Source organism: Nocardiopsis mangrovi (genome assembly GCF_042653925.1).
In the GTDB taxonomy this organism is placed as follows: Bacteria; Actinomycetota; Actinomycetes; order Streptosporangiales; family Streptosporangiaceae; genus Nocardiopsis_B; species Nocardiopsis_B mangrovi.
On record NZ_JBHSFQ010000012.1, the window covers coordinates 113,231 to 135,466 of the forward strand.

Genomic DNA, 22,236 nt, shown 5'->3' on the forward strand with positions numbered 1-22,236 from the left:
TACCCCGGTATTGTCCGGCCGCGGGGGTGCGGGCGCCGCGGGAGGGTACGGGTGCGGCGGCCCGGGCGGCTCCGGGCGGTGCGGACGGGGGCTCACGCCGGCAGCCCGAGCCTGCGGTAGCGGTCGTAGCGGCGGGCGAACCGCTCCCGCGGGTCCTGGTTCAGCAACGACGTGAGCTCGTGGCGCAGGACCGCGCCCGCCCGGGCGCAGAACGCCTCCGGCTCGTCGGCGGCGTCGTCGTGCTCGGCGATGATGCGGTCGACGATGCCGTTGTCGCGGAGCTCGACCGAGCGCACGCCCTGGCCGTCGGCCAGCTCCGGCGCGCGGTCCACGGTGCGGTGCACGATGGCGCTGGCGCCCTCGGGCGGCAGAGGGGACAGCCAGGCGTGCTGGGCGCTGAGGACCCGGTCGGCGGGGACCAGGGCCAGCGCGCCGCCACCGGTGCCCTGGCCCAGGAGCAGGGCGACGGTGGGCACCTCCAGGGTGACGAGCTCGGTGAGGCAGCGGGCGATCTGGCCGGCCATCCCCCGCTCCTCGGCGTCCTTGGACAGGGCGGCGCCGGGGGTGTCGATGACGGTGACCAGCGGCAGGTCGAGGTCGCGCGCCATGCGCATGCCGCGGCGGGCCTCGCGCAGCGCGGCCGGGCCCAAGGGGTGCTCGGTGGTCTGGCGGGCGCGGTCCTGGCCCAGCAGCACGCACGGGGCGCCGCCGAAGCGGGCCAGGGCCAGGAGGAGGCCGGGGTCCAGGTCTCCGTCGCCGGTGCCGTTGAGGGGGACGACGTCGGTGGCCGCGTACCACAGCAGCCGGCGCACACCGGGGCGGTCGCCGCGGCGGGAGCGCGTGATGGACTCCCACGCGGGGACGTCGCCGACGGGCTCGTCGCCGGGGTCGGGGGCATCGGGAACGCCCTCCGAGCGGGCGAGCAGGACGTTGAGCGCGCGGTGGGCGATGGCGGGGACGTCCTCGGGGGCGAGGACGGCGTCGACGAGCCCGTTGCGGTAGAGGTTCTCGGCCCGCTGGACGCCTTCGGGGAACTCCTTGCCGTAGAGGGCCTCGTAGACGCGGGGGCCGAGGAACCCGATGAGGGCGCCGGGCTCGGCCACGGTCACGTGGCCCTGCGATCCCCAGGAGGCCAGGACCCCGCCGGTGGTGGGGTGGCGCAGGTAGACGAGGTAGGGCAGGCCGGCCGCCTTGTGCCGGGCGATCGCGGCGGAGATCTTGACCATGGCGAGGAAGGCGAGGGTGCCCTCCTGCATCCGGGTGCCGCCGGAGGCGGGGGCGGCCAGGAGGGGGAGGCGTTCGGCGGTGGCGCGCTCGACGGCCTCGACCAGGCGTTCGGCGGCGGCGACGCCGATGGATCCGGCGAGGAAGGTGAACTCGCAGGCGACGACGGCGACGCGGCGCCCGCGCAGGAGGCCCTCGCCGGTGATGACGGCCTCGTCGCAGCCGCTGCGCTCGCGGGCGGCGTCGAGGTCGGCGGCGTAGGAGGGGTCGGGGTGTACGTCGATCGGCGGGGTGTCCCAGGACACGAACGTGCCGGCGTCGAGTGTGCGGTCGAGCAGCTCGTGCGCTGTGCGGCGATCGCCCATCGGCTTCCCCCTCGGAGACGGTCCCTGCTTACACACGGGACCAAAGTGGCTTATTGGACTAGCCAATTCAGCTTAGACGGCCCGCGGGGGCGCCGCGAGCGGCGCCCCCTTGTCCACGGGCCGGTGCCTGCGCGACCGGCGCTACATCCAGCCGGGCAGCACCATGACGCCCCACGCCACGAGCGGGCCGAGGAGGACCACCAGGCCGCTGTAGATGAGGATGTGCCGGTAGAAGCGGTCGGGGTCGACCCCCTTGGCGTTGGCCAGCACCAGCGCCCCGTTGGTGGAGAACGGGCTGACGTCGACGATGGTCGAGGACACCGCCAGCGCGGCGATCAGGCCCACGGCCCCGATCTCGCCCTGGAGCAGGAAGGGCACGGCCAGCGGGATGGTGACGCCCAGGATGGCGGTCGAGGACGCGAACGCCGAGACGACGCCGCCGATGTAGCACAGCAGCACGGCCACCAGCAGCGGCGCGCCGAGGCCGGACACGCTGTTGCCCACGTACTCGATGGTCCCGGCCTCCTCCATCACGCCGACGAAGGTCAGCACGCCGGTGATCAGCAGCACGGTGCCCCAGCTGATCTTGCCGACGGCGCCCTTCTGCGACTTGGGGAACAGGACGGCGAGGGCCACGGCGACGCTGATCGCGACGAACCCGACGTCCAGCTTGAAGCCCAGGGCGAGCACGCCCAGGACGAGCAGGCCGATGAGGGTCGCGATCTGCTCCAGCCGGATGCCGCCCGAGGCCTCGGTGCCGGCGGGGCCGGCGGAGCCGGAACCGCCCGAGGCGGTGGCGCCGCCCGACGCGCCGTCACCCCCCGCCGCGACCTTTTCGAAGTCGCGGATGTGCACCCCGAAGAGCCGGTGCCCGCCCAGGGCGAAGAACAGCACGATGGCGATGCCGAGGTTGAAGAAGAGGCTGGCCAGGAAGAGGGCGATCGGGTTCGACGGAAGGTCGGTCCCGGCCACGATGCCGTTGACCGTTCCGCCGTAGACGCTGATCGGCGAGAACCCGCCGGCCTGTGCCCCGTGGACCACCAGCATGCCCATGAGCAGCGCGTTGATCCGGTAGGTGGCCGCGAAGCCGAGGGCGATGGGGGCGATGATGGCGACGGCGGCGGGACCGAGGGCGCCCATGGCGGTGAGGACCGCGGTGACGCCGAACATCACCCACGGGATCGCGGCCACCCACCCGCCGACACCCTTGACCGCCCATCGGACCAGGAGGTCCACGGTGCCGTTGGCCTGCGCTATCGCGAACAGGTAGGTGATGCCGACCAGGATCAGGAACAGGTCGGCAGGGAAGCCGCCGAGGATGGTCTCGGTGTCCATGCCCAGGACGAACGTTCCCACGAGGAACGCCGCCACGAAGGCGATGGCGCCCATGTTCACGGGCAGCAGCGTGGCGACGACGAACATCGCCGCCAGTACGAGGATCGTGATGATTTCTGGAGGCATGGCAGACAGGTCCCAGCCGTTCGAAATGGGGATGTAGTAGGGCAATCAGGTCAATCGCTGTGAACCAGCTCATAAGGAACAGTGGCCTAGCCAATATGCCAGGCCCCTTGCTTGTCAAGTACCGATCATGCCCTGTACCTGCGGTGAGACCAGATCGCGACCCACCCTCACCCCGTCCCACATCGCCCCGTCCCGCCCAGACCCCCGGCGGGACGGGCACTCACCCCCGGAAACCGGCGGCCCGCCCGGGCCCGTCCGGACCCGCCATCCCCCGGTGCACAGCAGTCGGCCCCCGGACCGTATGGTCCGGGGGCCGACTGCCGAGAGTGCTACAGCCGGTCGAGTCCGGCGACCAGCGCGACCCACTCAGCGGCGGGGACCGCGAGCATGACCCCATGCCGGTTCTGGGTATCCCGAATCCGGGTGACCGATCCTTCTGCGACCTCGACGCAGTTGGCCATCGATTCACTGAAGCTCGACTTGTGCCACGCATCATGCTGCGTCATTGATGATCTCCTGAATCCTGCTGCGGGAGTCGGCCGGATTGAGTGCCCAGTTGGCAATCGTAGTAATCGCCGACGAATACCGCATCACCTCGGGAGCGTGGTCGATGAGCGCGACCCCCGACCCATGCTCTGCGAGGGCGACCGGCAGCCGATCGTGGAACGACAGCACGCGCACCGGTCCGATCGCCGGCATCATGTAGCCGTCCGGCACGATCTGCACGGATATCCGATGACTGACCTCCAATAGGTGCGGAAGAGCACACGAAGCCGCACGCGCGGCAACCCGCAATACGAGATCCGGGACCGCGACCGAGATGATGGGACCATCAATCCGGAGCAGGTGTTCAGTCCGCTCACGGCGCTCTTTCACCATGGACGCGATGCGCTCGTCACTCAAAGCCGGGAACCCTACTCGGAAAATCGCCTCGCTGTACCCAGCCGACTGGGCCACAGCGGGGAGCAGACCCGGATGGCTGCATCGGACCTCGGCCGCCATCGCGTCGAGGTCGCTGACCCGGCGCAGCCATTCCGGCTGAGCGGCCCGGCGTTTGTCCTCCATCCACCGGCGGGTGAGCATGCCACCCGCGCCCAGTGCTTCGTCGAGCTTGTCCACCGTCTCCTTCGTCTTCGGTGTCCTGCGGCCCGTGCAGAAGGCGGAGATCTGGGCTCGGCTCCATCCGGTCGCGTTGGCGAGCTGCCCCTGGTTCACGCTCGCCATCTCCAACTGGTGGCGGAGCGCTGCCGCGAAATCGTTCATGCGACCAGGCTGATACGGCTTCTGACGCCCTGTCTCAAGAACCGCCTAAGGCGATGAGAACGTGTCCTTCGGGCCAGGTAGGAACGTGTATCGCACGGGAGCAGGTGCGGGCCCCGTTGCGAGCGACCGTGGACGCGCGCCGCCCGAGTCACTCGAACCGAGTCAGGACCACGTTCGCCGGTGCCGCGTCGCGAGAGGCGTGACGCAGCGGGGAAGGACGGTCGGTCGGCCCCTCCCACGTGCGCGAACGCGCGCGGGTCCGGCTCCCGCTGCCCCCTGGGGGCCTACTCGGAGTCGGGCTCGGGCTCCGCCGCCGACGGACGGGGTCCGTCGGGCACCGGCGGGACACCCGGCAGGGGGCTGGGGCGGTCGGTGCGCAGGCCGTCCAGGACGATCTGGAGGTTGCGGTCCCACTGCCCCCGGTCCGAGCGCATGCCCAGGGTGCGTTCGACGGTCGCCACGGCCGCCAGCATGAACGGCAGGTCCTCCCAGGCGATATCGGCGCGCATGGCGCCCGCCTCCTGGGCGCGCTCCACCAGCTTGCGCATCCGGATCCGCAGTTCGGCGAAGGGCCGTTCGAGCAGCAGCGCGCAGTCGCCGCCGAGTGCGTCGTTGATGCCGCAGCTCTCGGTGCGCAGCCGGACGTAGTCCGTGGCGAACCCGCAGAACGCCGTCCAGGGGTCGGGGTGCTCCAGCGCGCGGTCGGCCTTGTCGACCAGCTCACCCAGGACCTCGCTGAGCACCGCCTCCAGCAGCACCTCGCGGGAGGGGACGCGGCGGTAGAAGGTCCCCACCCCCACACCGGCCCGGCGGGCGATCTCGTGGGCGGTGACGTCGACGCCGACCTCGGCGACGGCCACCCGCGCCGCGGCCACCAGCCGTTCGACGTTGCGCTGCGCATCCAGTCGCGGCCTGCGTCCCGACTCATCTGCCAGCAACCGTTGAACGGCGGTCTGCGTGACGCTCATGCGCGGGATTCTACAGCCGCGACGTTTCCGCGCCCGGTGACGATGCCCACGTTGCAACGGGTGAGCACGGGTGGCACACCCCGCTGTCCGCTCCTCGACACCCGTGCCGCCCCGGGGCAGCATGGGTCCGCGACCCCGCCTTGAGGAGGAGCGATGACGATCCACACCGCGACCGAGCGCATGCTGCTGCGCCGCTTCACGCCCGACGACCTCGGCCTGCTCGTGGAACTGGACTCCGACCCGCTCGTCATGCACCACATCAACGGCGGGTTCCCGACCCCGCCCGAGGTGGTCCGCGACAAGGTGCTACCGCGGATCCTGGGCTACTACGAGCGCTACGAGCGGCTGGGCTTCTGGGCGGCCGTCGACCCGGCGCGCGCGGAGTTCCTGGGCTGGTTCCACTTCCGTCCGCCCACGACCGCCCCGCCCGGCGCCACCGGCACCGCCGAACTCGGCTACCGCCTGCGCCGCGCGGCGTGGGGCCGGGGCTATGCCGCCGAAGGGGCACGCGCGCTGATCCGCACCGGCTTCACCGACCCCGGTCTGCACCGCGTCACGGCGATCACCCGGGCCACCCACTCAGCCTCCCGCCGGGTCATGGAGAAGTCCGGGCTGTCCTTCCGCCGTGTCGCCCCCGATTCCGGGGGCGACATCGTGGAGTACGCACTCGACCGCACCGCCTGGGCGCGGAGGGTCGACGGGCACGGCGCCCGTGACACGCCCGCCACCGGGCCGTAAGGCGGCGCCGGCGGTGCGGAGCCGCTCGACCCCGCACCGCCGGCGCGAAGGGGATCCGGAGCGCGCTGCTGCGGCCATCGAAGGCCGTGGCCGGCGACCGCAGAGCCACCTTTATGACGTAGATCATATTTGCTCTTCTCTTCCGCGCCACCCCTCCGGCAGGGAGGCAGGCGGGCCGTGCCGATCGGCGCGGGCCGGGCACGAAGGACCGCACACCCCACCGCCGGAGCGGGCGCGGGGCGGCTGCGGCCGGTGGCCTGTCCAGTGGGAGGGCTAATCTGTGTAGACGACATCGCGTCCGCGAAGGAGCCCACGCGCGTGCCACCCCAGTCCCGCCCCCGCCCCATCGTCCGGCCCCGCCTGTACGAGCAGCTGGTCGAGCGGCTCTGCGAATACATGCGCGACGCCGGGCTGCGGCCCGGCGACCGCCTCCCACCCGAACGCGAACTCGCCGCGTCGTTGCAGGTCAGCCGGGTGTCGGTGAGTCAGGCCCTGGTCGCCCTCGAGGTACAGGGCATCATCGAGGTCCGGCACGGTGACGGCGCGATCATCCGCCGCACCGTCACCGAGGACCGCGTCCTCGCACTGCTGCGCGACCGCGACAACCGCCGGGCCGAGATCATCGAGGCGCGCCAGGCGCTGGAGGTCAAGCTCGCCGAACTCGCGGCCGAGCGCCGCACCGCCGCCGACCTCGCCGCGATCGACGACGCGCTGGAGCTGATGCGCGGGGAGGTCGCCCGCGGCGAGCGCGGGGTCGCCGGCGACGAACGCTTCCACGCCGCCATCACCCACGCGGCGCGCTCCCGCCTGCTGGAGCGGATGATGGCCGAGATCTCCTCGATGATCATGGAGACCCGGGTGGAGTCGCTGTCCCAGCCGGAGCGGCCGTCTGCGTCGCTGGCCGGCCACGAGCGCATCGCCGAGGCCATCCGCGCGGGCGACCCCCAGGACGCCGCCGACGCCATGCGCGCCCATCTCGCGCTCGTCTCCAGCGTCCCCACGCTCCCGGGCGCCACCGCGCCCTGACCCCGGGCCTCATCGGGCCTCAGCCCACGAACCGGTCGGCCGTGAGCGGCAGGTCGCGTACCCGCACCCCCGTGGCGTGGTAGGCGGCGTTGGCGATGGCCGCCGCCGCGCCCACGATGCCGATCTCGCCGATCCCCTTGGACCCCATGGGGTTGACGTGCGGGTCCTCCTCATCCACCCACACCGCCTCGATCGCCCCGATGTCGGCGTTGGCGGCGATGTGGTACTCGGCGAAGTCCTGGTTGACGATGTGCCCGAACCGCGGGTCGCGCACCCCCTGCTCGTGCAGCGCCATCGACACCCCCATCGACATACCGCCGATGAACTGGGAGCGCGCCGTGCGCGCGTTGATGATGCGCCCCGCGGCGAACACGCCCAGCATGCGCGGCACCCGCACCTCCCCCGTGGTCCCGTTCACCCGGACCTCCGCGAACTGGGCCCCGAACGCGTGCATCGCGTACTGCTCCCGGGCGGTGTTCTCCCGGACCTCGCCCCGCGCCTCGTCGCCCTCGGCCGGGTCCGTGCCGTGCTGGTCGCGAAACGCCTTGGCGGCCTCCACGATCGCGGTCCCCCAGCAGGTGGTTCCCGAGGAGCCTCCGGCGACCGACGCCCACGGCAGCGAGGAGTCGCCGATGTGCAGGTCGACCCGGCCCACGGGAACCCGCAGCGCGTCGGCCGCGATCTGGGTCAGCGCCGTCCACGCCCCCGTCCCCAGGTCGACCGCGCCGATCAGGACCCGGTAGCGCCCGTCGGCGCCGAACCGCACCACCGCCGCCGACCCGGGGAACCCGATCACCGGGTAGATCGAGCCGGCCACCCCGACGCCGACCTGCCAGCCGCCCTCGCGGCGGCTGGCCGGCAGCGGATCGCGGTCGGCCCAGCCGAACCGCCGCGCCCCCTCGCGCAGGCAGGCGGCCAGGTTGCGGGAGGAGAACGGCTTGCCGGAGTCGGGGTCGACGGCGGTGTCGTTGCGGATCCGGAACTCCACGGGGTCGATCCCGCAGGTCTCGGCCAGCTCGTCGATGGCCGACTCCAGCGCGTACATCCCCGGGCACTCCCCTGGTGCCCGCATCCACGAGGTCACCGGCACGTCGAGCGCGGCCATCCGCTGCGCCAGGCGCCGGTTGGCCGCCGGGTACATGTTGCGCACCGGGGTGGTGCACTGCTCCACGAACTCCTTGACCCGCGAGGACTGCTCCCACGCCTCGTGGTCGATGACGGTGATGCGCCCGTCGGCCCCCGCGGCCAGCCGCAGCCGCTGAAGGGTCGGGGTCCGGTACCCGGCCAGGGCGAACATGTGCCGCCGGGTGAGCGCGAGCTTCACCGGCCGGCCCGGGACCGCGCGCGCCGCCAGCACCGCCAGCACCAGGTGGGCGTGCACCGTCCCCTTCGACCCGAATCCGCCGCCCACGTGCGGCGCCATCACCCGCACCCGTTCGAGGTCCAGCCCGAACAGCTGCGCCAGGGTCTCCCGCACCGCGTGTACCGACTGCGTGGACTCGTAGACGGTGAGCCCGTCGCCCTCCCACACCGCGACGGTGGTCAGCGGCTCCATGGGGTTGTTGTACTCCGGCGGCGTGGTGTAGGTCGCGTCGATGGTGAAGGGCGCCGACGCGAAGGCGCCGTCCACGTCGCCGCGCACGTCGTCCTCGCCCGGGTCCGGGATGGGCGGCGGCCCGCCGCCCCCCTCCCGCAGCTCCACCTCGTGCGGCCACTCCTCGTAGGCGACCTCGATGAGTCCGGCCGCCTGCCGGGCGGCCTCCGGGGTCTCGGCGACCACCGCGCCGATCAGCTGGCCGCGGAACGCGATCTCGTCGCCCTGGAGCACGTCCAGCTCGCCGTCGCCGATGTCGGCCGTGCGCACGGCCGTGGCCGCCGTGACCACCGCGAGGACGCCCTCGACGTTCTCGGCCGCCCCGGTCTCCACGGCGACCACGCGCCCGCGCGTGATCGCCGACAGCACCGGGGCGACGTAGGCGGGGTGCTCCACCGGCTGGTCATAGGCGTAGGTGGCGGCCCCGGTGACCTTCGCCCGGCCGTCCAGCCGCTCGATGCCCGCCCCCACCGCGCGGGTGCGCAAGAGCCCGATCATCGCTCCTCCTCTGCGGCGAGGTCGCTCAGCAGCTCGGTCACCGTGTTGCACAGCATCGGCAGCTTGAACTCGTTGTCGGCCAGCGTGCGCGCCGACGCCAGCTCGATGTCGGCGGCCCGGCGGAACTCCGCCGCGGTCGCCGGCGCGCCGACCAGCGCGTCCTCGGCGCGGAAGGCCCGCCACGGCTTGTGGGCGACGCCGCCCAGCGCGAGCCGGACGGCGGCCACCCGCCCCTCTTCCACCCGCAGCACCGCCGCCGCCGATACCAGGGCGAACGCGAACGACGCCCGGTCGCGCACCTTGCGGTAGCCCGACCTGGCGCCCGGGATCGGCTCGGGCAGCTCGACCGCCGTGATCAGCTCCCCGTGGCGCAGTACGGTGTCGCGCTCCGGCTCAGCGCCCGGCAGCCGGTGCAGCTCCACCAGCGGGATCCACCGCTCGCCCTCGGGCCCCAGCACGATCACCATCGCGTCCAGGGCGGCCAGGGCGACCGCCATGTCGGAGGGGTGGGTCGCCACGCACGACTCCGACGCCCCCAGGATGGCGTGGTGGCGGGTGTACCCGCCGATGGCCGAGCAGCCGGAGCCGGGCTCGCGCTTGTTGCAGGGCGTGCTGGTGTCCTGGTAGTAGACGCAGCGCGTCCGCTGCATCAGGTTGCCCGCGGTGGTCGCGAGGTTGCGGAGCTGCCCCGAGGCGCCCGCCAGCAGCGCCTCGGAGAGCACCGGGTACTCGGCGCGGATGCCGGGGTCGGCGGCGAGGTCGCTGTTGCGCACCGTCGCGCCGATGCGCATGCCGCCCCGGGGCAGCGGCTGCACCCGGTCCAGCGGCAGCCCGCTGACGTCCACCAGCAGCTCAGGGGCTGTCACCCCGAGCTTCATCCGGTCGACGAGGTTGGTCCCGCCGCCCAGGAACTCCGCTCCGGGGCGGCCGGCCACGGCGGCGACGGCGCCCGTGACGTCGGCGGCGCGCCGGTAGTCGAAGGGCATCACTTCGCCACCTGCTCGATCGCGTCGACGATGTTGGTGTAGGCCCCGCACCGGCAGAGGTTGCCGCTCATTCGCTCACTGATCTCGGCGCGCCCGGCCTGGACGGGCGCGGTGAGGTCCCTGGTGGCGTGGCTGGGCCAGCCCCGCTCCAGCTCGTCCAGCACGCCCACGGCCGAGCAGATCTGGCCCGGCGTGCAGAATCCGCACTGGAACCCGTCGTGGTCCAGGAACGCCTGCTGCACCGGGTGGAGCCGGCCGCCGTCGGCCAGCCCCGCGGCGGTCGTGACCTCCGCGCCGTCGTGGGAGACGGCGAAGGTGAGGCAGCTGACGATACGGCGGCCCTCCAGCAGTACCGTGCACGAGCCGCACTGGCCGTGGTCGCACCCCTTCTTGGGGGCGACCACGCCGAGCCGGTCGCGCAGCGCGTCCAGCAGCGTGGTGCGCGTGTCCACGCGCACCGGACGGTCCTCGCCGTCCACCCGCAGCGTGATGTCGACCTCCATCGCCTCGCACCCCCTGGAGCCGCAGTCATGGTCCGGGCAACCACTGACCCGGCGCCGCGCGGCTAAACCCGGTCGCGGCGGCGCCGGGACCGTGCGTGCGGGGCCGCGGGCGGGCTGCCGGCGGTCACCCGCCCCCGGCGACCGCCGCGCCGGCGACCTCTCTGATCCGGGCGCGCAACCAGGCGACCTGCCCCGATGTCTCGGCGCGGCACCGGGCCACCACCTCCGCCAGCTCGGCGTCGCCCGCCGCCTGTGCGGCGCGGTCGGCGATGGTCCAGGAGATCTCGCAGTCGGCGGCGAGCAGGTAGAGGGCGTGCAGGTCCCGCAGCAGGCCGATCCCGCCGCCGTGCGGGCCGGCGAAGGCCGCCGCCCCGGCGTGCTCCACGCCGCCGGAGGCGTCCCGCAGGTGCCGGCGGGCGAACGCGTCGATGCTGCGGGCGTGGTCGTCGCACTCCCGGGCCATGCGCGCGCAGACGTGGGCGACGCCGGCGTCGGCGGGATGGTGGCGGCCCACCGCCACCAGCGCCTTGCCCAGCCCCGTCTCGATCCGCGAGAGAACGGCCAGATAGTGGTCGAGGTACACGCTCACCCCTCCCCCCGGCCGGGCGTGCGCGGCCGCCGGCACGCCCGCGCCGCGCGGGGGCGCGCGCCGGGCCGGCGCCCCGCGCCGTGGAGCGGGGCATCCGGGCCGGCGCGGGGCCGCGGCGGATCGGGCGGCGGATGGACGTCCATACCGCCACCGCTGCCCCGCGGCGCGGCGGTCCATGCGCGCCGGCTCACGGCGGCGGACCGCACCCGCTTCCCCGCCCGCCCGCGCGGCGGCGGGCCGCCGCGCGGGCGGGCTGTCAGCGCGCGCGGGTCACAGGAAGTTCACACCCTGGGCCAAAGGGAGCTCGCCCGAGTGGTTGACCGTGTTGGTGGCGCGGCGCATATAGGCGCGCCACGCGTCCGAGCCCGACTCGCGTCCGCCCCCGGTCTCCTTCTCGCCGCCGAAGGCGCCGCCGATCTCCGCACCCGAGGTGCCGATGTTGACGTTCGCGATGCCGCAGTCGGCTCCGTCGGCCGCCAGGAACCGCTCGGCCTCGCGCTGGTCCTGGGTGAACACCGAGCCCGACAGCCCCTGCGGCACTCCGTTGTGCAGCGCCACCGCCTCGTCGAAGTCCCGGTAGGTCAGCACGTAGAGGATCGGCGCGAAGGTCTCGTCCCGCACGATGTCGGTCTGCGCGGGCATCCGCACCACCGCGGGCTCCACGTAGTACGCGTCGGGGGCCTCCTTCTCCAGGCACCTGGCGCCGCCGGCGAGCACGGTGCCGCCGTCGGCGGCGGCCCGGTCGAGGGCCGCGCGCATCGCGTCGTAGGCGCCCTCGCCGATCAGCGGGCCCACCAGGGTCGCGTCGTCGAAGGGGTCGCCGATGCGCTCGGCGAGCCGCCCGTAGGCCGCCACGACCCGGTCCAGGAAGGCGTCGGCGACGTCCTCGTGGACGATCAGCCGCCGCTGGGTGGTGCACCGCTGCCCGGCCGTGCCCGCCGCCCCGAACACCACCCCGCGGGTGGCGAGGTCCAGATCGGCCGAGGGCGCCACGACAGCGGCGTTGTTGCCGCCGAGTTCCAGCAGGCAGCGCCCGAACCGGGCCGCCACACGGGGCGCGACCTCGCGTCCCATGCGCACCGACCCCGTGGCGCTGACCAGCGCCACCCGGGGGTCGTCGGCCAGTGCCGCGCCGGTCTCGCGCCCGCCCGGCACCAGGCGGTGGACGTCGGCCGGGGCCCCGGTGTCGGCGGCGGCCCGCGCCAGCAGCGCGTGGCAGGCCAGCGCGGTCATCGGGGCCGCCTCAGACGGCTTCCACACCACGGTGTCGCCGCACACCAGCGCGATCGCGGTGTTCCACGACCACACCGCCACCGGGAAGTTGAACGCCGTGACGACGCCGACCACGCCCAGCGGATGCCAGGTCTCCATCAACCGGTGCCCCGGGCGCTCCGAGGGCATGGTCCGCCCGTAGAGCTGGCGGGACAGCCCCACCGCGAAGTCGCAGACGTCGATCATCTCCTGCACCTCGCCCAGCGCCTCGGAGCGGATCTTGCCCGCCTCGATGGTCACCAGGTCGGCCAGGTCCGACTTGTGCGCGCGCAGCAGCTCGCCGAGCCGGCGCACCAGCTCGCCCCGCTGCGGCGCCGGCGTGTCGCGCCAGGAGTCGCGGAAGGCGGCGTGCGCGGCGCCGACGGCCGCGCCGACCCCCTCGGGATCGGTCGCGGGCACCCCGAAGAGCACCCCGCCCGTGAGGGGGGTGCGGCCCGGCAGCCCGGCGGCGTCGTCGACCGGCTCGGCGCCGCAGCGGGCGAGTGCGGCCGTGGCGCGCTCACGCAGCAGGTCAGTGGTGGGGAGGGTGGTCATGCGGTCTCTCCTCGTCGAGAGGTGCAGGGCGGGCACGGATCTCGTTCCCCCCGCCACCACCGCCTAACCGCCGCCCCGGAGCCGCGTGCCGCCCGAGGCCGTCCGCCCCGGACGGTAAACTCCGGCTCGGTCCGACGGGGTCCGCCCGCTCGGACCGCCCCCCGGCCCCTGGCCGGGCCCCGTCCCCGCGGCCCAACGCCGGCGCGGACGGGCCCGCACCCGCGCGGGGCCGTTCCGGCCCACCACCCGACCCGAAGGAGCAACGCCTGGATCCAAGGCCGAAGTTCATACGACGGCGGTCCGCCTGGCGGCGAATCGCCCACCCACCCCACTGCCCTGCCTCGCAAGAGCTTCGTTTCCTCCCTGGTCTAAAGCCCGGGGTATCCACGAAGGACGTCTGATGAACGCCACCGCCACCACCATCGAGGAAGACCGAGCCGGCCTGGAGGCGCCCCAGACCATCCTTCGCGGCTCCGGGTTCGCCGCGGCCGCCCCCCTCTTCGCGGCCGACCTCGCCGCGGCCACCGACCTCGACGACGCGGGCCAGGTCGTCGCCGCCCATGGGCGGCGCCTGTGGACCGAGGCCGTCCGGCAGAGCGGGGAGGTCGCCGACGACCGCCCGCTGTACTGGGCCCGCCTGACCCTCTGCGCGCGGCTGCGCGCCTGGACGCCCGCCTTCCCCGTCACCGGTACCGACCGCGCCACGCTCTCCGGCCGGCTCGAACTCGCCTCCCGGGGCCACGACGACCTCGTGTTCCCGCCCGACGAACGCGTCCTGCGGGTCATCGTCACCGGCTTCGACCCCTTCGGGCTGGACGAGGACGTGCGCCGGTCCAACCCCTCAGGGGTGGCCGCGCTCACCCTGCACGACGCCACCTTCCGCGTCGGCGACCGCACCGCCGTCGTGCGCACCGCCGTCTTCCCGGTGCGCTGGCGCGACTTCACCGACGGCATGGTCGAACGCACCCTCCACCCGCACTACGCGCCCGGTGTGGGGGCGGTCGCCGCCGACGCCGTCATCACGGTCAGCCAGGGCCGCGTGGGCCGCTTCGACCTGGAGGCGTACAACGGCGCCCGGCGCGGCCACGGCACCGACAACGAGCGTGTCAGCGCCCCCGGCCCGGTGCCGCCTGCGCGGGGCTTCCCCGCCCCCAGCCCGCTCCCGCAGTGGACCTCTTCGACCCTGCCCGCCGACGCCATCGTGGAACGCGCCGCGGGCCGCTTTCCCATCTCGGAGAACGCCGAGGTCACCGAGGTCCCCGCGGGCGCCGCCGAGCCCGTGGTCCGGCCCGGCGGTCCCACGCCGGGCTCCGAGGCGCGCGAGGGCGGCGGCGGCGACTACCTGTCCAACGAGATCGCCTACCGCAACACCCTGCTGCGCGACGCCACGGAGCGCGCCATCCCCGCCGGGCACGTCCACACTCCCGTCCTCGACCTGGCCACGTCCGACCCCGCGGAGCTGACCGACCCCGGATTCGAGCGCGACCGCGCCGACATCGTCGCCCAGCTGCGCGGCATCGTCGCCGCGAGCCTCGCCGGCTCCGGCGGGGCCGCCTGACGGCGGCGGGGGCCACCGCCCGCTCCGCGGCCCCCGCCCCGCCCGCTCCGGCGAAACACCTGGTCCGCGACGTGTTAACAATCGTGGCCTGGTGAGTTCCCGCCGTCACGGATAGTCTCAGGACCATGCCCGACAACCCTCACCCCGTTGAAACGTCCTCCCTCAGAGACGAGCAGCGCCGTGCCGACGCCGAACACGCGGCCTTGGTATCGAAGATCATCCGAGCGCTGCGCCGCCGGGAGGCCGTGGAGATCCCCGCCCAGGTCGAGGCCGACAAGATCCGCAGGGCCGCCCGCGCTGCCGGAACCCAGCTCGGCCGCCGGATATCGGCCCGCCGGACGCGTGAAGGCGCGGTCGTCATCACCAACGCCGACCACTCCGGCCCGGGGCGCTGACTCCGGTCCCCCGCCACCGCCCCGGATCGGACCCGCCCATCGGCGGCGGGTCACCGTGCCCCGGCCTCCGGGCCGACGACGCAGTGCGCCCCGGCCCAGAGGCCGGGGCGTCGATACCGTGGTGCCGCGTGCCCCGTCGGGGCGCGGGGGCTAGTAGGAGCCGGACATCGCCGACCCGAAGATCGCGAATCCGTAGAGGGCGATGTAGATGACGCCCGCCACCGCACCGACGCCGAACAGGATCCACGAGATCAGGGTGCAGGTCCGCGCCGCCGAGGGGTTGCTCGAGGCGATGCTCAGGCCGATGATCGCCAGGATCAGGCCGGGCAGTGTCGCGACCCAGCACAGGCAGAGCCCGATGACGTTGGCGATGAGGGCGCCGATCGCGCTGCCTTGGCTGGCGGGCGGCTGCTGGGGGCCCAGAGGGGGCGGCGGGGGCGGCGGCGGGCCGTAGCCGCCACCGGGCGGGGGTGGGGTGGGCCCTCCCCAGCCCCCTGCCCCATAGGGAGGCTGACCCCCGGTACCGTAGCTCATTGTGCTCCCACTTTCGGGTTGCGGTGGTGATGGCAACGATGTTCTCAAATGTGAGAGTCGCGCCGCGGCCGTAGGTTCCTCGAACGGGCGTTCTGTTACCGATTCGAGTGCAATCGGACGGCGCCGCCGACGGAGGCCGTCACGTTTTCAGAGGTCAGGCATTACCGGTGGGGGAAAATGACGCCATCGACCACCTTTATGGCGTAGATCCCCTTTGTCCGATCGGCCACGACCGGCCGCGCCTCCGGCCCCGTCCGCTGCCGGGCGCCCGCGCCTCACCCGCCCAGCCGGTCGACCGCTTTCAGGGGCGAGCGCGCGTGGCGCGCCAGATCGCGCCACGGGTCGGCGGCGGCGCGGTCGCCGATCGTCCGCACCGTCCAAGCGCGGGCCGACGCCACGCCGTCCAGTTCGTCCCAGGCCAGGGGCATCGCCACCGGCGCTCCGGGCAGGGCCCGCACCGAGTACGGCGCCACGGCGAGCTGCGCATAGCCGTTGCGCAGGTAGTCGATGAACAGCCGCCCCCGGCGCCGCTGCTTGCGCACGTGGGTGGTGAGGTCGCCGGGGCGGCGTGCCGCGGCCGTCTCGGCGATCACATGGGCGAGGTCGCGGGCGTGCCAGGCGTCGATCTCGGGCCGGATGGGCGCCACCACGTGCAGCCCGCGCGATCCCGTGGTCATGACGTAGGCGGCCAGCCCCAGCTCCTCCAGAACGGCGCGGACGTCGCGGGCGGCGCGGCGGGCCGCGGGGAAGTCGTCGCCCGCGGGGTCGAGGTCGATGATGAGCCGGTCGGGGCGGCGCAGGTCGCCGATCCGGCTCAGCCAGGGGTGGAGGGTGATGGCCGCCTGGTCGGCGAGCCAGACCAGGGTGGCGGCACCGTCGCAGACGACCATCCGCGAGGTGCCGCCGTGCTCGTGGGGCACCTCCGCCGAGGCCACCCACGCGGGGGCGGACCCGGGGCGGTTCTTGACGTAGAAGCCCTGCCCCTCGGCTTCGATGCCCTCCGGGTAGCGCTGGACGGCCAGCGGCCGCCCGCGCAGGTGCCGCACCATCGCCGGGGCCACGGCACGGTAGTAGCGGGCGAGTTCGCCCTTGGTCACACCGCCCGGGCCGAACAGCTCCTTGCCCGGCCGCTGGACGGTGACGGTGCGGCCGCCCGCTTTCAGCGCCTCAGCGGCGGGAACGGGCACGGAACCCCTTTCGGTCTTTACTCCTATGTTCGGGCGATTTACCCGATATCGGGCATGGGGCATACGAGAGGACGGGAGGTGGACCATGGCATCGCCGGTGTGGAAGGGATCGCTGTCGTTCGGCCTGGTGAACGTGCCGGTTCGGCTCTACGGTGCGACCGAGCGCCACGGCGTGCGCTTCCACCAGTTCGAGCGGGGCACCTCCGACCGGGTCCGCTACCGCCGGGTGAACGAGCGCACCGGTACGGAGGTGGCGCCGGCCGACATCGTCAAGGGCGCCAACGTCGACGACAGCGACGAATACGTCGTACTGGAGCCCCAGGAGCTGGAGACCATCGCCCCAGGCCGCTCGCGGACGCTGGAGATCTCGGCGTTCGTCCCCGCCGGCTCGGTGGAACCCCTCTGGTACAACTCCACCTACTACCTGGCCCCCGACGCCAAGACCTCGGCCAAGCCCTACAACCTGCTGTGCGCGGTCCTGGAGCGCACCGAGCGGCTGGGCGTCGCCCGGCTGGTGATGCGCGAGCGCCAGCACCTGGCGGTCATCGGCCCGCAGAACGGGGTGCTGACGCTGAGCACCCTGTGGTGGGCCGACGAGGTGCGCGACCCCGAGGAGGTACTGCCCGCGATCCCCGAGACCGACGTCGCCGGGCGGGAGATGGAGCTCGCCGGGCAGCTCATCGAGTCCATGGCCGAGGAATGGCGCCCCGAGGACTACACCGACGCCTACCAGGAGCGGCTGGGCGACCTGATCGACGCCAAGCACGAGGGCCGCCGGCTGCGCTACCGCGACGAGGGCCCGCCCAAGCCCCGCACCAACGTCGTCGAGCTGACCGAGGCGCTGCGCGCCAGCCTCGGCGGCGACACCGGGTCGCGGAAGGGCCGGGGGCGCAAGGCCGGCCGCGACCGCGCGCGGGCGCCGCAGCAGGCGCCGCCGGTGTCGGAGATGTCCAAGACGGACCTCTCGCGGCTGGCCGCCGAGATGAAGGTCCCCGGGCGCTCCAAGATGTCGCGCGCGGAACTGGAGAAGGCCGTCTCCCGCGCCCGGCGGCAGGCCTCCGCCTCCTGACGCGCGCCCGGCGCCGGTACGCCGCGGCGGAGGCCGGCGCGCCGTGTCCCGCGGGGGCCGGCGCGTCACGTCTCGATGTCCAGCCCGGTCGGGACCTCGCCGGGGCGTACATCGGGGCGGGGCCGCAGGTAGGGGACGACGTGGCGCCAGCGCCCGGCCGACTCCGCCGGGTCCGGCTCGACCTCCACCACCAGCTCCGGTTCCACCCGGACGTAGACCACGGGCTCGCCCGTGCCCCAGGCGGGCGCCAACCGGGTCGGCCAGGGGTGGCCGTCCTCGGCCGCGCGCAGCAGTCCGGCCAGCCCGTCCTGCTGGGCGCGGGTGAGGTCCGCGGTGCGCCCGGCGATGCGCAGCTGCCCGCTCGCGGGGTCGAGGCGGCCCAGGACGAGTGCGCTGGGCCGGTCGGGGCGGCCGATGACGCCGCCCACGATCGCCTCGGTGGTGATGCGGCGCTTGAGCTTGAGCCAGTCGCGGCGGCCGGGCACATAGGTGCGCCGCGCGTCCTTGACCATGAGCCCTTCCACCCCGACCCCGGCCAGGCCGTCGAACCACTGCCGGGCCACGACGGCGCGGGTGGTCTGCCAGCCGAGCATCAGGCGGGGGTCGTGGATGCCGGCGAAGAGCTTCTCCAGCCGGTCGCGGCGGTGGGACAGCGCGCTCTGGGTGAGGTCGGCCTCGGTCAGCCGCAGCAGGTCGAAGGCGATGAAGTGGGCGGGTTCCTCCTCGGCGAGGCGCCGGGCGGCCGGCACGGAGGCGCGGTTGCGGCGCTGGAGGGCGTCGAAGTCGAGCCCCTCCCCCGACCAGCGCACGATCTCGCCGTCGAGGGTCGTGGCGTCGGGCAGCGCCGCCAGCAGTGACTCCGCGACCTCGGGGAACCTGGAGTCGAGCCCGCGCCCGGACCGCGATGTGATGCGGAGCCGGCCGCCGTCGCGCTCGGCGATGGCGCGGAAGCCGTCCCACTTGGGTTCATACCGCCAGTGGACACCTTCGGGCAGGGTCTCCACGGTTCGGGCGAGCATTGGTCGCACGGGGGTGGACCTGCCCGGCCGTGCGGGTCTCAGCGCGCCCTTGGGCCGATCGTGGAACGATCATTGCCCGGCGTTCACCCGGAGGGCGGGCCGCGCCGCCGGCGCGGCGGCCGCGGCGGGTGCCGCGATGCCGTTCTCCAGGGTGCGCATCACCATCTGGGCGACCCCGTGCCGCGGCAGCAGGCCCTTGTCGGCCATCTCGCAGCCGGTGTAGACGAGCGCCCACACGGTGTTCTGGATCCAGGCGTCGCTGACATCGGGGTCGAAGACGCCGTCCGCCTGGCCCCGCCGGATGAGGTCGAGGAGGGAGTCGTCGACGTCGGCGCAGTCGGCGTCGCCGGCGGCGTCGGCGGGCCCGTAGGTCTCCAGCAGGCTGGCGTCGCCGAACAGCAGCAGGATGCGTTCGCCCACCTCGACCATTGACGCGACCATCCGCCGCATGGCCTCCAGCGGGGGCCCCTCGTGCGGGTGGGCGTCGGTCCCCGCGCGCTCCAGCCCGTGCAGGGAGTCCTCGACCAGGGCGCGCAGCAGGTCGTCGCGGTCGTGGAAGTAGCGGTGCAGGGTGCTGCGCCCGACCTCGGCGGCCTTGGCGATGTCGGCGAGCGTGGCGGCGCGGTCGCGGGCGAGAACGGTCGCCGCGGCGTCGATGATGGCGCGGCGGGTGCGACCACGAGTGCCGGAATGCTCACTGACAGGGTTCGTCATGCACGGCAACGTACCACGTGATCTTCCCATACTGAACCACCGAAAAATAATTATGGGACATTCATGTCCCATAGTGGTAGCCTCCGGTTTTGTTCCTGAACATCGATCATCGATCGGAGTACACGGTGGAAACCGACACGAGCCCGCGGCCGGACGACCCCCCGGTCCGCTGGGCCAACCTCAGGCTGCTGTGGTCGTTCGTCCGGCCGCACCGCTGGGTGCTCGCGCTGGGCATCGTGCTGGGGCTCGTGGCCACCGGCACCTCCCTGGCGACGCCCCTGGTCACCAAGGAGATCCTCGACGGACTGGCCGAGACCGCTCCGATCGCCCCCTGGGTCGGCGTCCTGGTGGCGCTCCTGGTCGTCGGCGGAGTCGTGGGCCTGGTGCAGTGGATCATGATGGGCCGCCTGGGCGAGCAGGTCGTCCTGTCCGTCCGCACCTCCATGGTGCGCCGGCTGTTCCGGGTCCGGATCGACGAGCTCGCCGGCCGCTCCAGCGGGGAGTTCGTCACCCGGGTCACCTCCGACACCGTCCTCATGCGCGAGGCGGTGGCCTCCAGCGTCGTCGGCTTCGTCAACAGCATCGTCGGCCTGGTCGGCGCCCTGCTACTCATGGCGACGCTCGACCTGGTCCTGCTGGGCGTGGTGGTGGCGGTGATCGCGATGGTCACGGGCCTGATCGCCGGGCTGATGCCGCGGCTGGCGGAGGCGCAGAAGCAGGCGCAGGCCGCGATCGGCCGTGTGGGCGCCGCGCTGGAGGGGGCGATGCGCGCCATCCGCACCGTCAAGGCCAGCCGCGCCGAGGAGCGCGAGTCGGACCGCGTGGTCTCCGAAGCCGAGGAGTCCGCCCGGCAGGGGATCCGGGCCGTGCGCATCGAGGCGGTGGCCTGGACCATCACCGGAACCGGCATCTCCCTGGCGATCATGCTCGTCCTGGCGATCGGCGCCTACCGGGTCAGCGCCGAGGCGCTCACCGTCTCCGCCCTGGTCGCGTTCCTCCTCTACGTCTTCCAGCTGATGATGCCGGCCATGGAGCTGTCTCAGGTGGTCACGTCGCTGCAATCGGGGATCGCCGCCGCGGCGCGGATCGCGGAGGTGGACCGGCTCGGCGTCGAACCCGACTCGCCGCGCACCACCGCCGGCACCGCTCCCGACGGCGCGCCCGGTGACGGCGGCGCCCGCGGGGCCGGCGCGGGGCGGCGCACGGCCCCGGGCCCGGTGCTGTCGTTCCACGGGGTGACGGCCCGCTACGCCCCCGGCAGCGCGCCCGTGCTCGACGGCGTGTCGGTCGACATCGCCCGCACCGGCCACACCGCCATCGTGGGGCCGTCCGGAGCGGGCAAGACCACCATGTTCTCGCTCATGCTGCGGTTCCTCCAGCCCGAGCACGGCCACATCGCGCTCGACGGGGTCCCGCTCCCGGACTGGCCGCTGGACGAGCTGCGCAGGCGCATCGCCTACGTGGAGCAGGAGACCCCGCTGGTGCCGGGAACCCTGGCCGACAACCTGCGCTACACCCACCCCGAGGCTGATGACGACGCCCTGTGGGAGGCGCTGCGCGCCGTCCGGCTCGACGAGCGGGCGCGCACCCTGGAGCAGGGGCTGGACACCCCGCTGTCGACGGCGGTCATCTCCGGCGGCGAGCGGCAGCGCATCGCGCTGGCCCGCGCGCTGGTCTCCGACCCCGAGATCCTGCTGCTCGACGAGGCCACCGCGCAGCTGGACGGTCTCACCGAGGCCGCGATCCAGCACTCCATCGGCGAACTGGCCGCCCGCGGCGCCGTGGTGACCATCGCCCACCGGCTGTCCACGGTGATCGACGCCGACCGGATCATCGTCCTGGAGGCGGGGCGCCCCCGCGCGATCGGCACCCACGCCGAACTGCTGCGCACCGACGACCTCTACCGCGAACTCGTCGCCGCCCTGCGCATCGCCACCCCGGCCGCCGAGCCCGACCCGGCGGTGTGAACCGGAGGGGGCGGGCTCCGCCCGCCCCCCTGCCCCCACCCGCACCCGGTACCGCCGCTGCGGGGGAAGTTCTTGGGGCCGGGCGCGGCAGAGCGGGTTCTGGACGCGTCGTGCTTCGTGGCCCGGGTACGCGGTGCGGGGCGGATGGAGTAGGTGGGTTCATCGTCAAGGAACCGGGCACTCGGCGCCAACGACTTCCGCTCGGGCCGCGCGCATCCTGATGCCACAGCCCACCCCGCCGGGCGGGCGGATCGAGACGATGCATGGAGCCGTCATGAGAAGACTTCTCGCCACCGCGGTGATCCCGGCCGCTCTGGTCGCCTCCCTGGTGTCAGGAGGTGGCGTGGCCTCGGCGGACGCGGCCCGGGTACCTCCGGACTGCACGATATCGATCGGCAACAACGGCCTCACGTCGTGGGTGTACTGCTCGGAACTCACCCAGCGGATGCACTGGGTGGTGGATTCCGAGGGACGGACAACGGAAAGCCCATTCAGGGTCCGCAGCACCCTGACCATGCCCTCCCCCGTCCAGGACCACGGGGTGTACGACCTCTGACGGTCATCGCGGGTACCGGCGCGGTCACGTACCCGCTCGCGGCACGCGGGCCGGCGGACGTGAGCGGGCGCGACGCGACGCCCCCGCCTTCGGGCGGGGGCGTCGTCGCTGAGGCGCTCGTGCCGGCAGGCGTGCGGCCGCCGGCACTCGGTACCGTGACAATGCGCCGGGGTGGCACGACGGGGCTCGCCGGGACCGTCGCGCGTCGCCTGATGG

The 22,236-nt window shown here is 73.7% G+C and carries 21 protein-coding genes; 7 read left to right on the forward strand and 14 right to left on the reverse strand.

What is annotated here, in order from left to right; translation table 11 throughout:
* Positions 1-92 precede the first annotated feature (92 nt).
* The 5 genes from ACFO4E_RS14340 to ACFO4E_RS14360 all read right to left on the reverse strand — a co-directional run bounded on the left by ACFO4E_RS14340 (position 93) and on the right by ACFO4E_RS14360 (position 5,281).
* Positions 93-1,589 (reverse strand): carboxyl transferase domain-containing protein, encoded by a 1,497-nt coding sequence (locus ACFO4E_RS14340; RefSeq protein WP_378574751.1) that lies wholly within the window; start codon positions 1,587-1,589, stop codon positions 93-95.
* 141 nt (positions 1,590-1,730) lie between these two features.
* Positions 1,731-3,050 carry an SLC13 family permease gene (locus tag ACFO4E_RS14345; RefSeq protein ID WP_378574753.1) on the reverse strand — a complete coding sequence of 440 codons (1,320 nt, stop codon included), beginning with the start codon at positions 3,048-3,050 and terminating at the stop codon, positions 1,731-1,733.
* Positions 3,051-3,379: 329 nt separating this feature from the next.
* Positions 3,380-3,556, reverse strand: coding sequence for a DUF397 domain-containing protein (locus ACFO4E_RS14350; protein ID WP_378574755.1), 177 nt, complete (start codon positions 3,554-3,556; stop codon positions 3,380-3,382).
* On the reverse strand, positions 3,543-4,313 hold the full coding sequence (locus tag ACFO4E_RS14355; protein WP_378574756.1) for a helix-turn-helix domain-containing protein: 771 nt from the start codon (positions 4,311-4,313) through the stop codon (positions 3,543-3,545). The genes ACFO4E_RS14350 and ACFO4E_RS14355 overlap by 14 nt, the downstream gene beginning before the upstream one ends.
* Positions 4,314-4,597: 284 nt before the next feature.
* Positions 4,598-5,281, reverse strand: a complete 684-nt coding sequence (locus ACFO4E_RS14360) for a TetR/AcrR family transcriptional regulator (RefSeq protein ID WP_378574758.1) — start codon at positions 5,279-5,281, stop codon at positions 4,598-4,600.
* A 153-nt stretch (positions 5,282-5,434) separates the two neighbouring features.
* Here ACFO4E_RS14360 and ACFO4E_RS14365 point away from each other — a divergent pair, with 153 nt between their 5' ends.
* Positions 5,435-6,019: a GNAT family N-acetyltransferase gene (locus ACFO4E_RS14365; protein WP_378574760.1), complete on the forward strand. Its 585-nt coding sequence runs from the start codon at positions 5,435-5,437 to the stop codon at positions 6,017-6,019.
* 318 nt (positions 6,020-6,337) lie between these two features.
* On the forward strand, positions 6,338-7,045 hold the full coding sequence (locus ACFO4E_RS14370) for a FadR/GntR family transcriptional regulator (RefSeq protein WP_378574762.1): 708 nt from the start codon (positions 6,338-6,340) through the stop codon (positions 7,043-7,045).
* 19 nt (positions 7,046-7,064) lie between these two features.
* On the opposite strand, the gene ACFO4E_RS14375 is transcribed toward ACFO4E_RS14370, so the two are convergent.
* The 5 genes from ACFO4E_RS14375 to amaB all read right to left on the reverse strand — a co-directional run bounded on the left by ACFO4E_RS14375 (position 7,065) and on the right by amaB (position 13,021).
* Positions 7,065-9,137 carry a xanthine dehydrogenase family protein molybdopterin-binding subunit gene (locus tag ACFO4E_RS14375; protein WP_378574764.1) on the reverse strand — a complete coding sequence of 691 codons (2,073 nt, stop codon included), beginning with the start codon at positions 9,135-9,137 and terminating at the stop codon, positions 7,065-7,067.
* Positions 9,134-10,126, reverse strand: coding sequence for an FAD binding domain-containing protein (locus ACFO4E_RS14380; RefSeq protein ID WP_378574765.1), 993 nt, complete (start codon positions 10,124-10,126; stop codon positions 9,134-9,136). Before ACFO4E_RS14380 ends, ACFO4E_RS14375 begins: the two co-directional genes overlap by 4 nt.
* On the reverse strand, positions 10,123-10,626 hold the full coding sequence (locus ACFO4E_RS14385; RefSeq protein ID WP_378574767.1) for a 2Fe-2S iron-sulfur cluster-binding protein: 504 nt from the start codon (positions 10,624-10,626) through the stop codon (positions 10,123-10,125). Before ACFO4E_RS14385 ends, ACFO4E_RS14380 begins: the two co-directional genes overlap by 4 nt.
* Positions 10,627-10,750: 124 nt before the next feature.
* Positions 10,751-11,215: a hypothetical protein gene (locus ACFO4E_RS14390; protein WP_378574769.1), complete on the reverse strand. Its 465-nt coding sequence runs from the start codon at positions 11,213-11,215 to the stop codon at positions 10,751-10,753.
* Positions 11,216-11,485: 270 nt separating this feature from the next.
* Positions 11,486-13,021 carry an L-piperidine-6-carboxylate dehydrogenase gene (gene amaB / locus ACFO4E_RS14395; RefSeq protein ID WP_378574771.1) on the reverse strand — a complete coding sequence of 512 codons (1,536 nt, stop codon included), beginning with the start codon at positions 13,019-13,021 and terminating at the stop codon, positions 11,486-11,488.
* A 400-nt stretch (positions 13,022-13,421) separates the two neighbouring features.
* Between amaB and ACFO4E_RS14400 the strand changes: the two genes are divergently transcribed.
* Positions 13,422-14,579 (forward strand): pyroglutamyl peptidase, encoded by a 1,158-nt coding sequence (locus ACFO4E_RS14400; RefSeq protein ID WP_378574773.1) that lies wholly within the window; start codon positions 13,422-13,424, stop codon positions 14,577-14,579.
* Between the two features lie 125 nt (positions 14,580-14,704).
* Entirely contained in the window at positions 14,705-14,974 is a 270-nt protein-coding gene (locus tag ACFO4E_RS14405; protein ID WP_378574775.1) for a hypothetical protein, read from the forward strand.
* A gap of 150 nt (positions 14,975-15,124) precedes the next feature.
* On the opposite strand, the gene ACFO4E_RS14410 is transcribed toward ACFO4E_RS14405, so the two are convergent.
* Together ACFO4E_RS14410 and ligD are read right to left on the reverse strand one after the other, a co-directional pair.
* Complete coding sequence (locus ACFO4E_RS14410) at positions 15,125-15,508, reverse strand: hypothetical protein (protein WP_378574776.1); 384 nt, start codon at positions 15,506-15,508, stop codon at positions 15,125-15,127.
* Positions 15,509-15,783: 275 nt separating this feature from the next.
* A complete protein-coding gene (gene ligD / locus ACFO4E_RS14415) occupies positions 15,784-16,695 on the reverse strand; it encodes a non-homologous end-joining DNA ligase (RefSeq protein WP_378574778.1) in 912 nt (303 codons plus the stop codon).
* Positions 16,696-16,780: 85 nt separating this feature from the next.
* Here ligD and ku point away from each other — a divergent pair, with 85 nt between their 5' ends.
* The gene (gene ku, locus ACFO4E_RS14420; RefSeq protein WP_378574780.1) at positions 16,781-17,764 is read left to right on the forward strand and encodes a non-homologous end joining protein Ku; all 984 of its coding nucleotides are present in this window, start codon (positions 16,781-16,783) and stop codon (positions 17,762-17,764) included.
* 65 nt (positions 17,765-17,829) lie between these two features.
* Here ku and ACFO4E_RS14425 read toward each other — a convergent pair whose 3' ends face one another.
* Both ACFO4E_RS14425 and ACFO4E_RS14430 read right to left on the reverse strand, forming a co-directional pair.
* Complete coding sequence (locus ACFO4E_RS14425; RefSeq protein WP_378574782.1) at positions 17,830-18,783, reverse strand: ATP-dependent DNA ligase; 954 nt, start codon at positions 18,781-18,783, stop codon at positions 17,830-17,832.
* 69 nt (positions 18,784-18,852) lie between these two features.
* Positions 18,853-19,497, reverse strand: coding sequence for a TetR/AcrR family transcriptional regulator (locus ACFO4E_RS14430; RefSeq protein WP_378574783.1), 645 nt, complete (start codon positions 19,495-19,497; stop codon positions 18,853-18,855).
* Between the two features lie 89 nt (positions 19,498-19,586).
* Here ACFO4E_RS14430 and ACFO4E_RS14435 point away from each other — a divergent pair, with 89 nt between their 5' ends.
* Complete coding sequence (locus ACFO4E_RS14435) at positions 19,587-21,464, forward strand: ABC transporter ATP-binding protein (RefSeq protein ID WP_378574785.1); 1,878 nt, start codon at positions 19,587-19,589, stop codon at positions 21,462-21,464.
* A 274-nt stretch (positions 21,465-21,738) separates the two neighbouring features.
* Complete coding sequence (locus ACFO4E_RS14440) at positions 21,739-22,020, forward strand: hypothetical protein (RefSeq protein WP_378574786.1); 282 nt, start codon at positions 21,739-21,741, stop codon at positions 22,018-22,020.
* Positions 22,021-22,236 lie beyond the last annotated feature (216 nt).

Excerpts from the sequence above, each read along its gene's own strand:
- amaB (WP_378574771.1), bottom strand. The coding sequence starts at position 13,021 with ATGACCACCCTCCCCACCACTGACCTGCTGCGTGAGCGCGCCACGGCC.
- ACFO4E_RS14340 (WP_378574751.1), bottom strand. The coding sequence starts at position 1,589 with ATGGGCGATCGCCGCACAGCGCACGAGCTGCTCGACCGCACACTCGAC.
- ACFO4E_RS14345 (WP_378574753.1), bottom strand. The coding sequence starts at position 3,050 with ATGCCTCCAGAAATCATCACGATCCTCGTACTGGCGGCGATGTTCGTC.
- ACFO4E_RS14355 (WP_378574756.1), bottom strand. The coding sequence starts at position 4,313 with ATGAACGATTTCGCGGCAGCGCTCCGCCACCAGTTGGAGATGGCGAGC.
- ACFO4E_RS14365 (WP_378574760.1), top strand. The coding sequence starts at position 5,435 with ATGACGATCCACACCGCGACCGAGCGCATGCTGCTGCGCCGCTTCACG.
- ACFO4E_RS14425 (WP_378574782.1), bottom strand. The coding sequence starts at position 18,783 with ATGCTCGCCCGAACCGTGGAGACCCTGCCCGAAGGTGTCCACTGGCGG.
- ku (WP_378574780.1), top strand. The coding sequence starts at position 16,781 with ATGGCATCGCCGGTGTGGAAGGGATCGCTGTCGTTCGGCCTGGTGAAC.
- ACFO4E_RS14375 (WP_378574764.1), bottom strand. The coding sequence starts at position 9,137 with ATGATCGGGCTCTTGCGCACCCGCGCGGTGGGGGCGGGCATCGAGCGG.
- ACFO4E_RS14385 (WP_378574767.1), bottom strand. The coding sequence starts at position 10,626 with ATGGAGGTCGACATCACGCTGCGGGTGGACGGCGAGGACCGTCCGGTG.
- ACFO4E_RS14440 (WP_378574786.1), top strand. The coding sequence starts at position 21,739 with ATGAGAAGACTTCTCGCCACCGCGGTGATCCCGGCCGCTCTGGTCGCC.
- ACFO4E_RS14405 (WP_378574775.1), top strand. The coding sequence starts at position 14,705 with ATGCCCGACAACCCTCACCCCGTTGAAACGTCCTCCCTCAGAGACGAG.
- ACFO4E_RS14410 (WP_378574776.1), bottom strand. The coding sequence starts at position 15,508 with ATGAGCTACGGTACCGGGGGTCAGCCTCCCTATGGGGCAGGGGGCTGG.
- ACFO4E_RS14350 (WP_378574755.1), bottom strand. The coding sequence starts at position 3,556 with ATGACGCAGCATGATGCGTGGCACAAGTCGAGCTTCAGTGAATCGATG.
- ACFO4E_RS14400 (WP_378574773.1), top strand. The coding sequence starts at position 13,422 with ATGAACGCCACCGCCACCACCATCGAGGAAGACCGAGCCGGCCTGGAG.
- ACFO4E_RS14360 (WP_378574758.1), bottom strand. The coding sequence starts at position 5,281 with ATGAGCGTCACGCAGACCGCCGTTCAACGGTTGCTGGCAGATGAGTCG.
- ACFO4E_RS14430 (WP_378574783.1), bottom strand. The coding sequence starts at position 19,497 with ATGACGAACCCTGTCAGTGAGCATTCCGGCACTCGTGGTCGCACCCGC.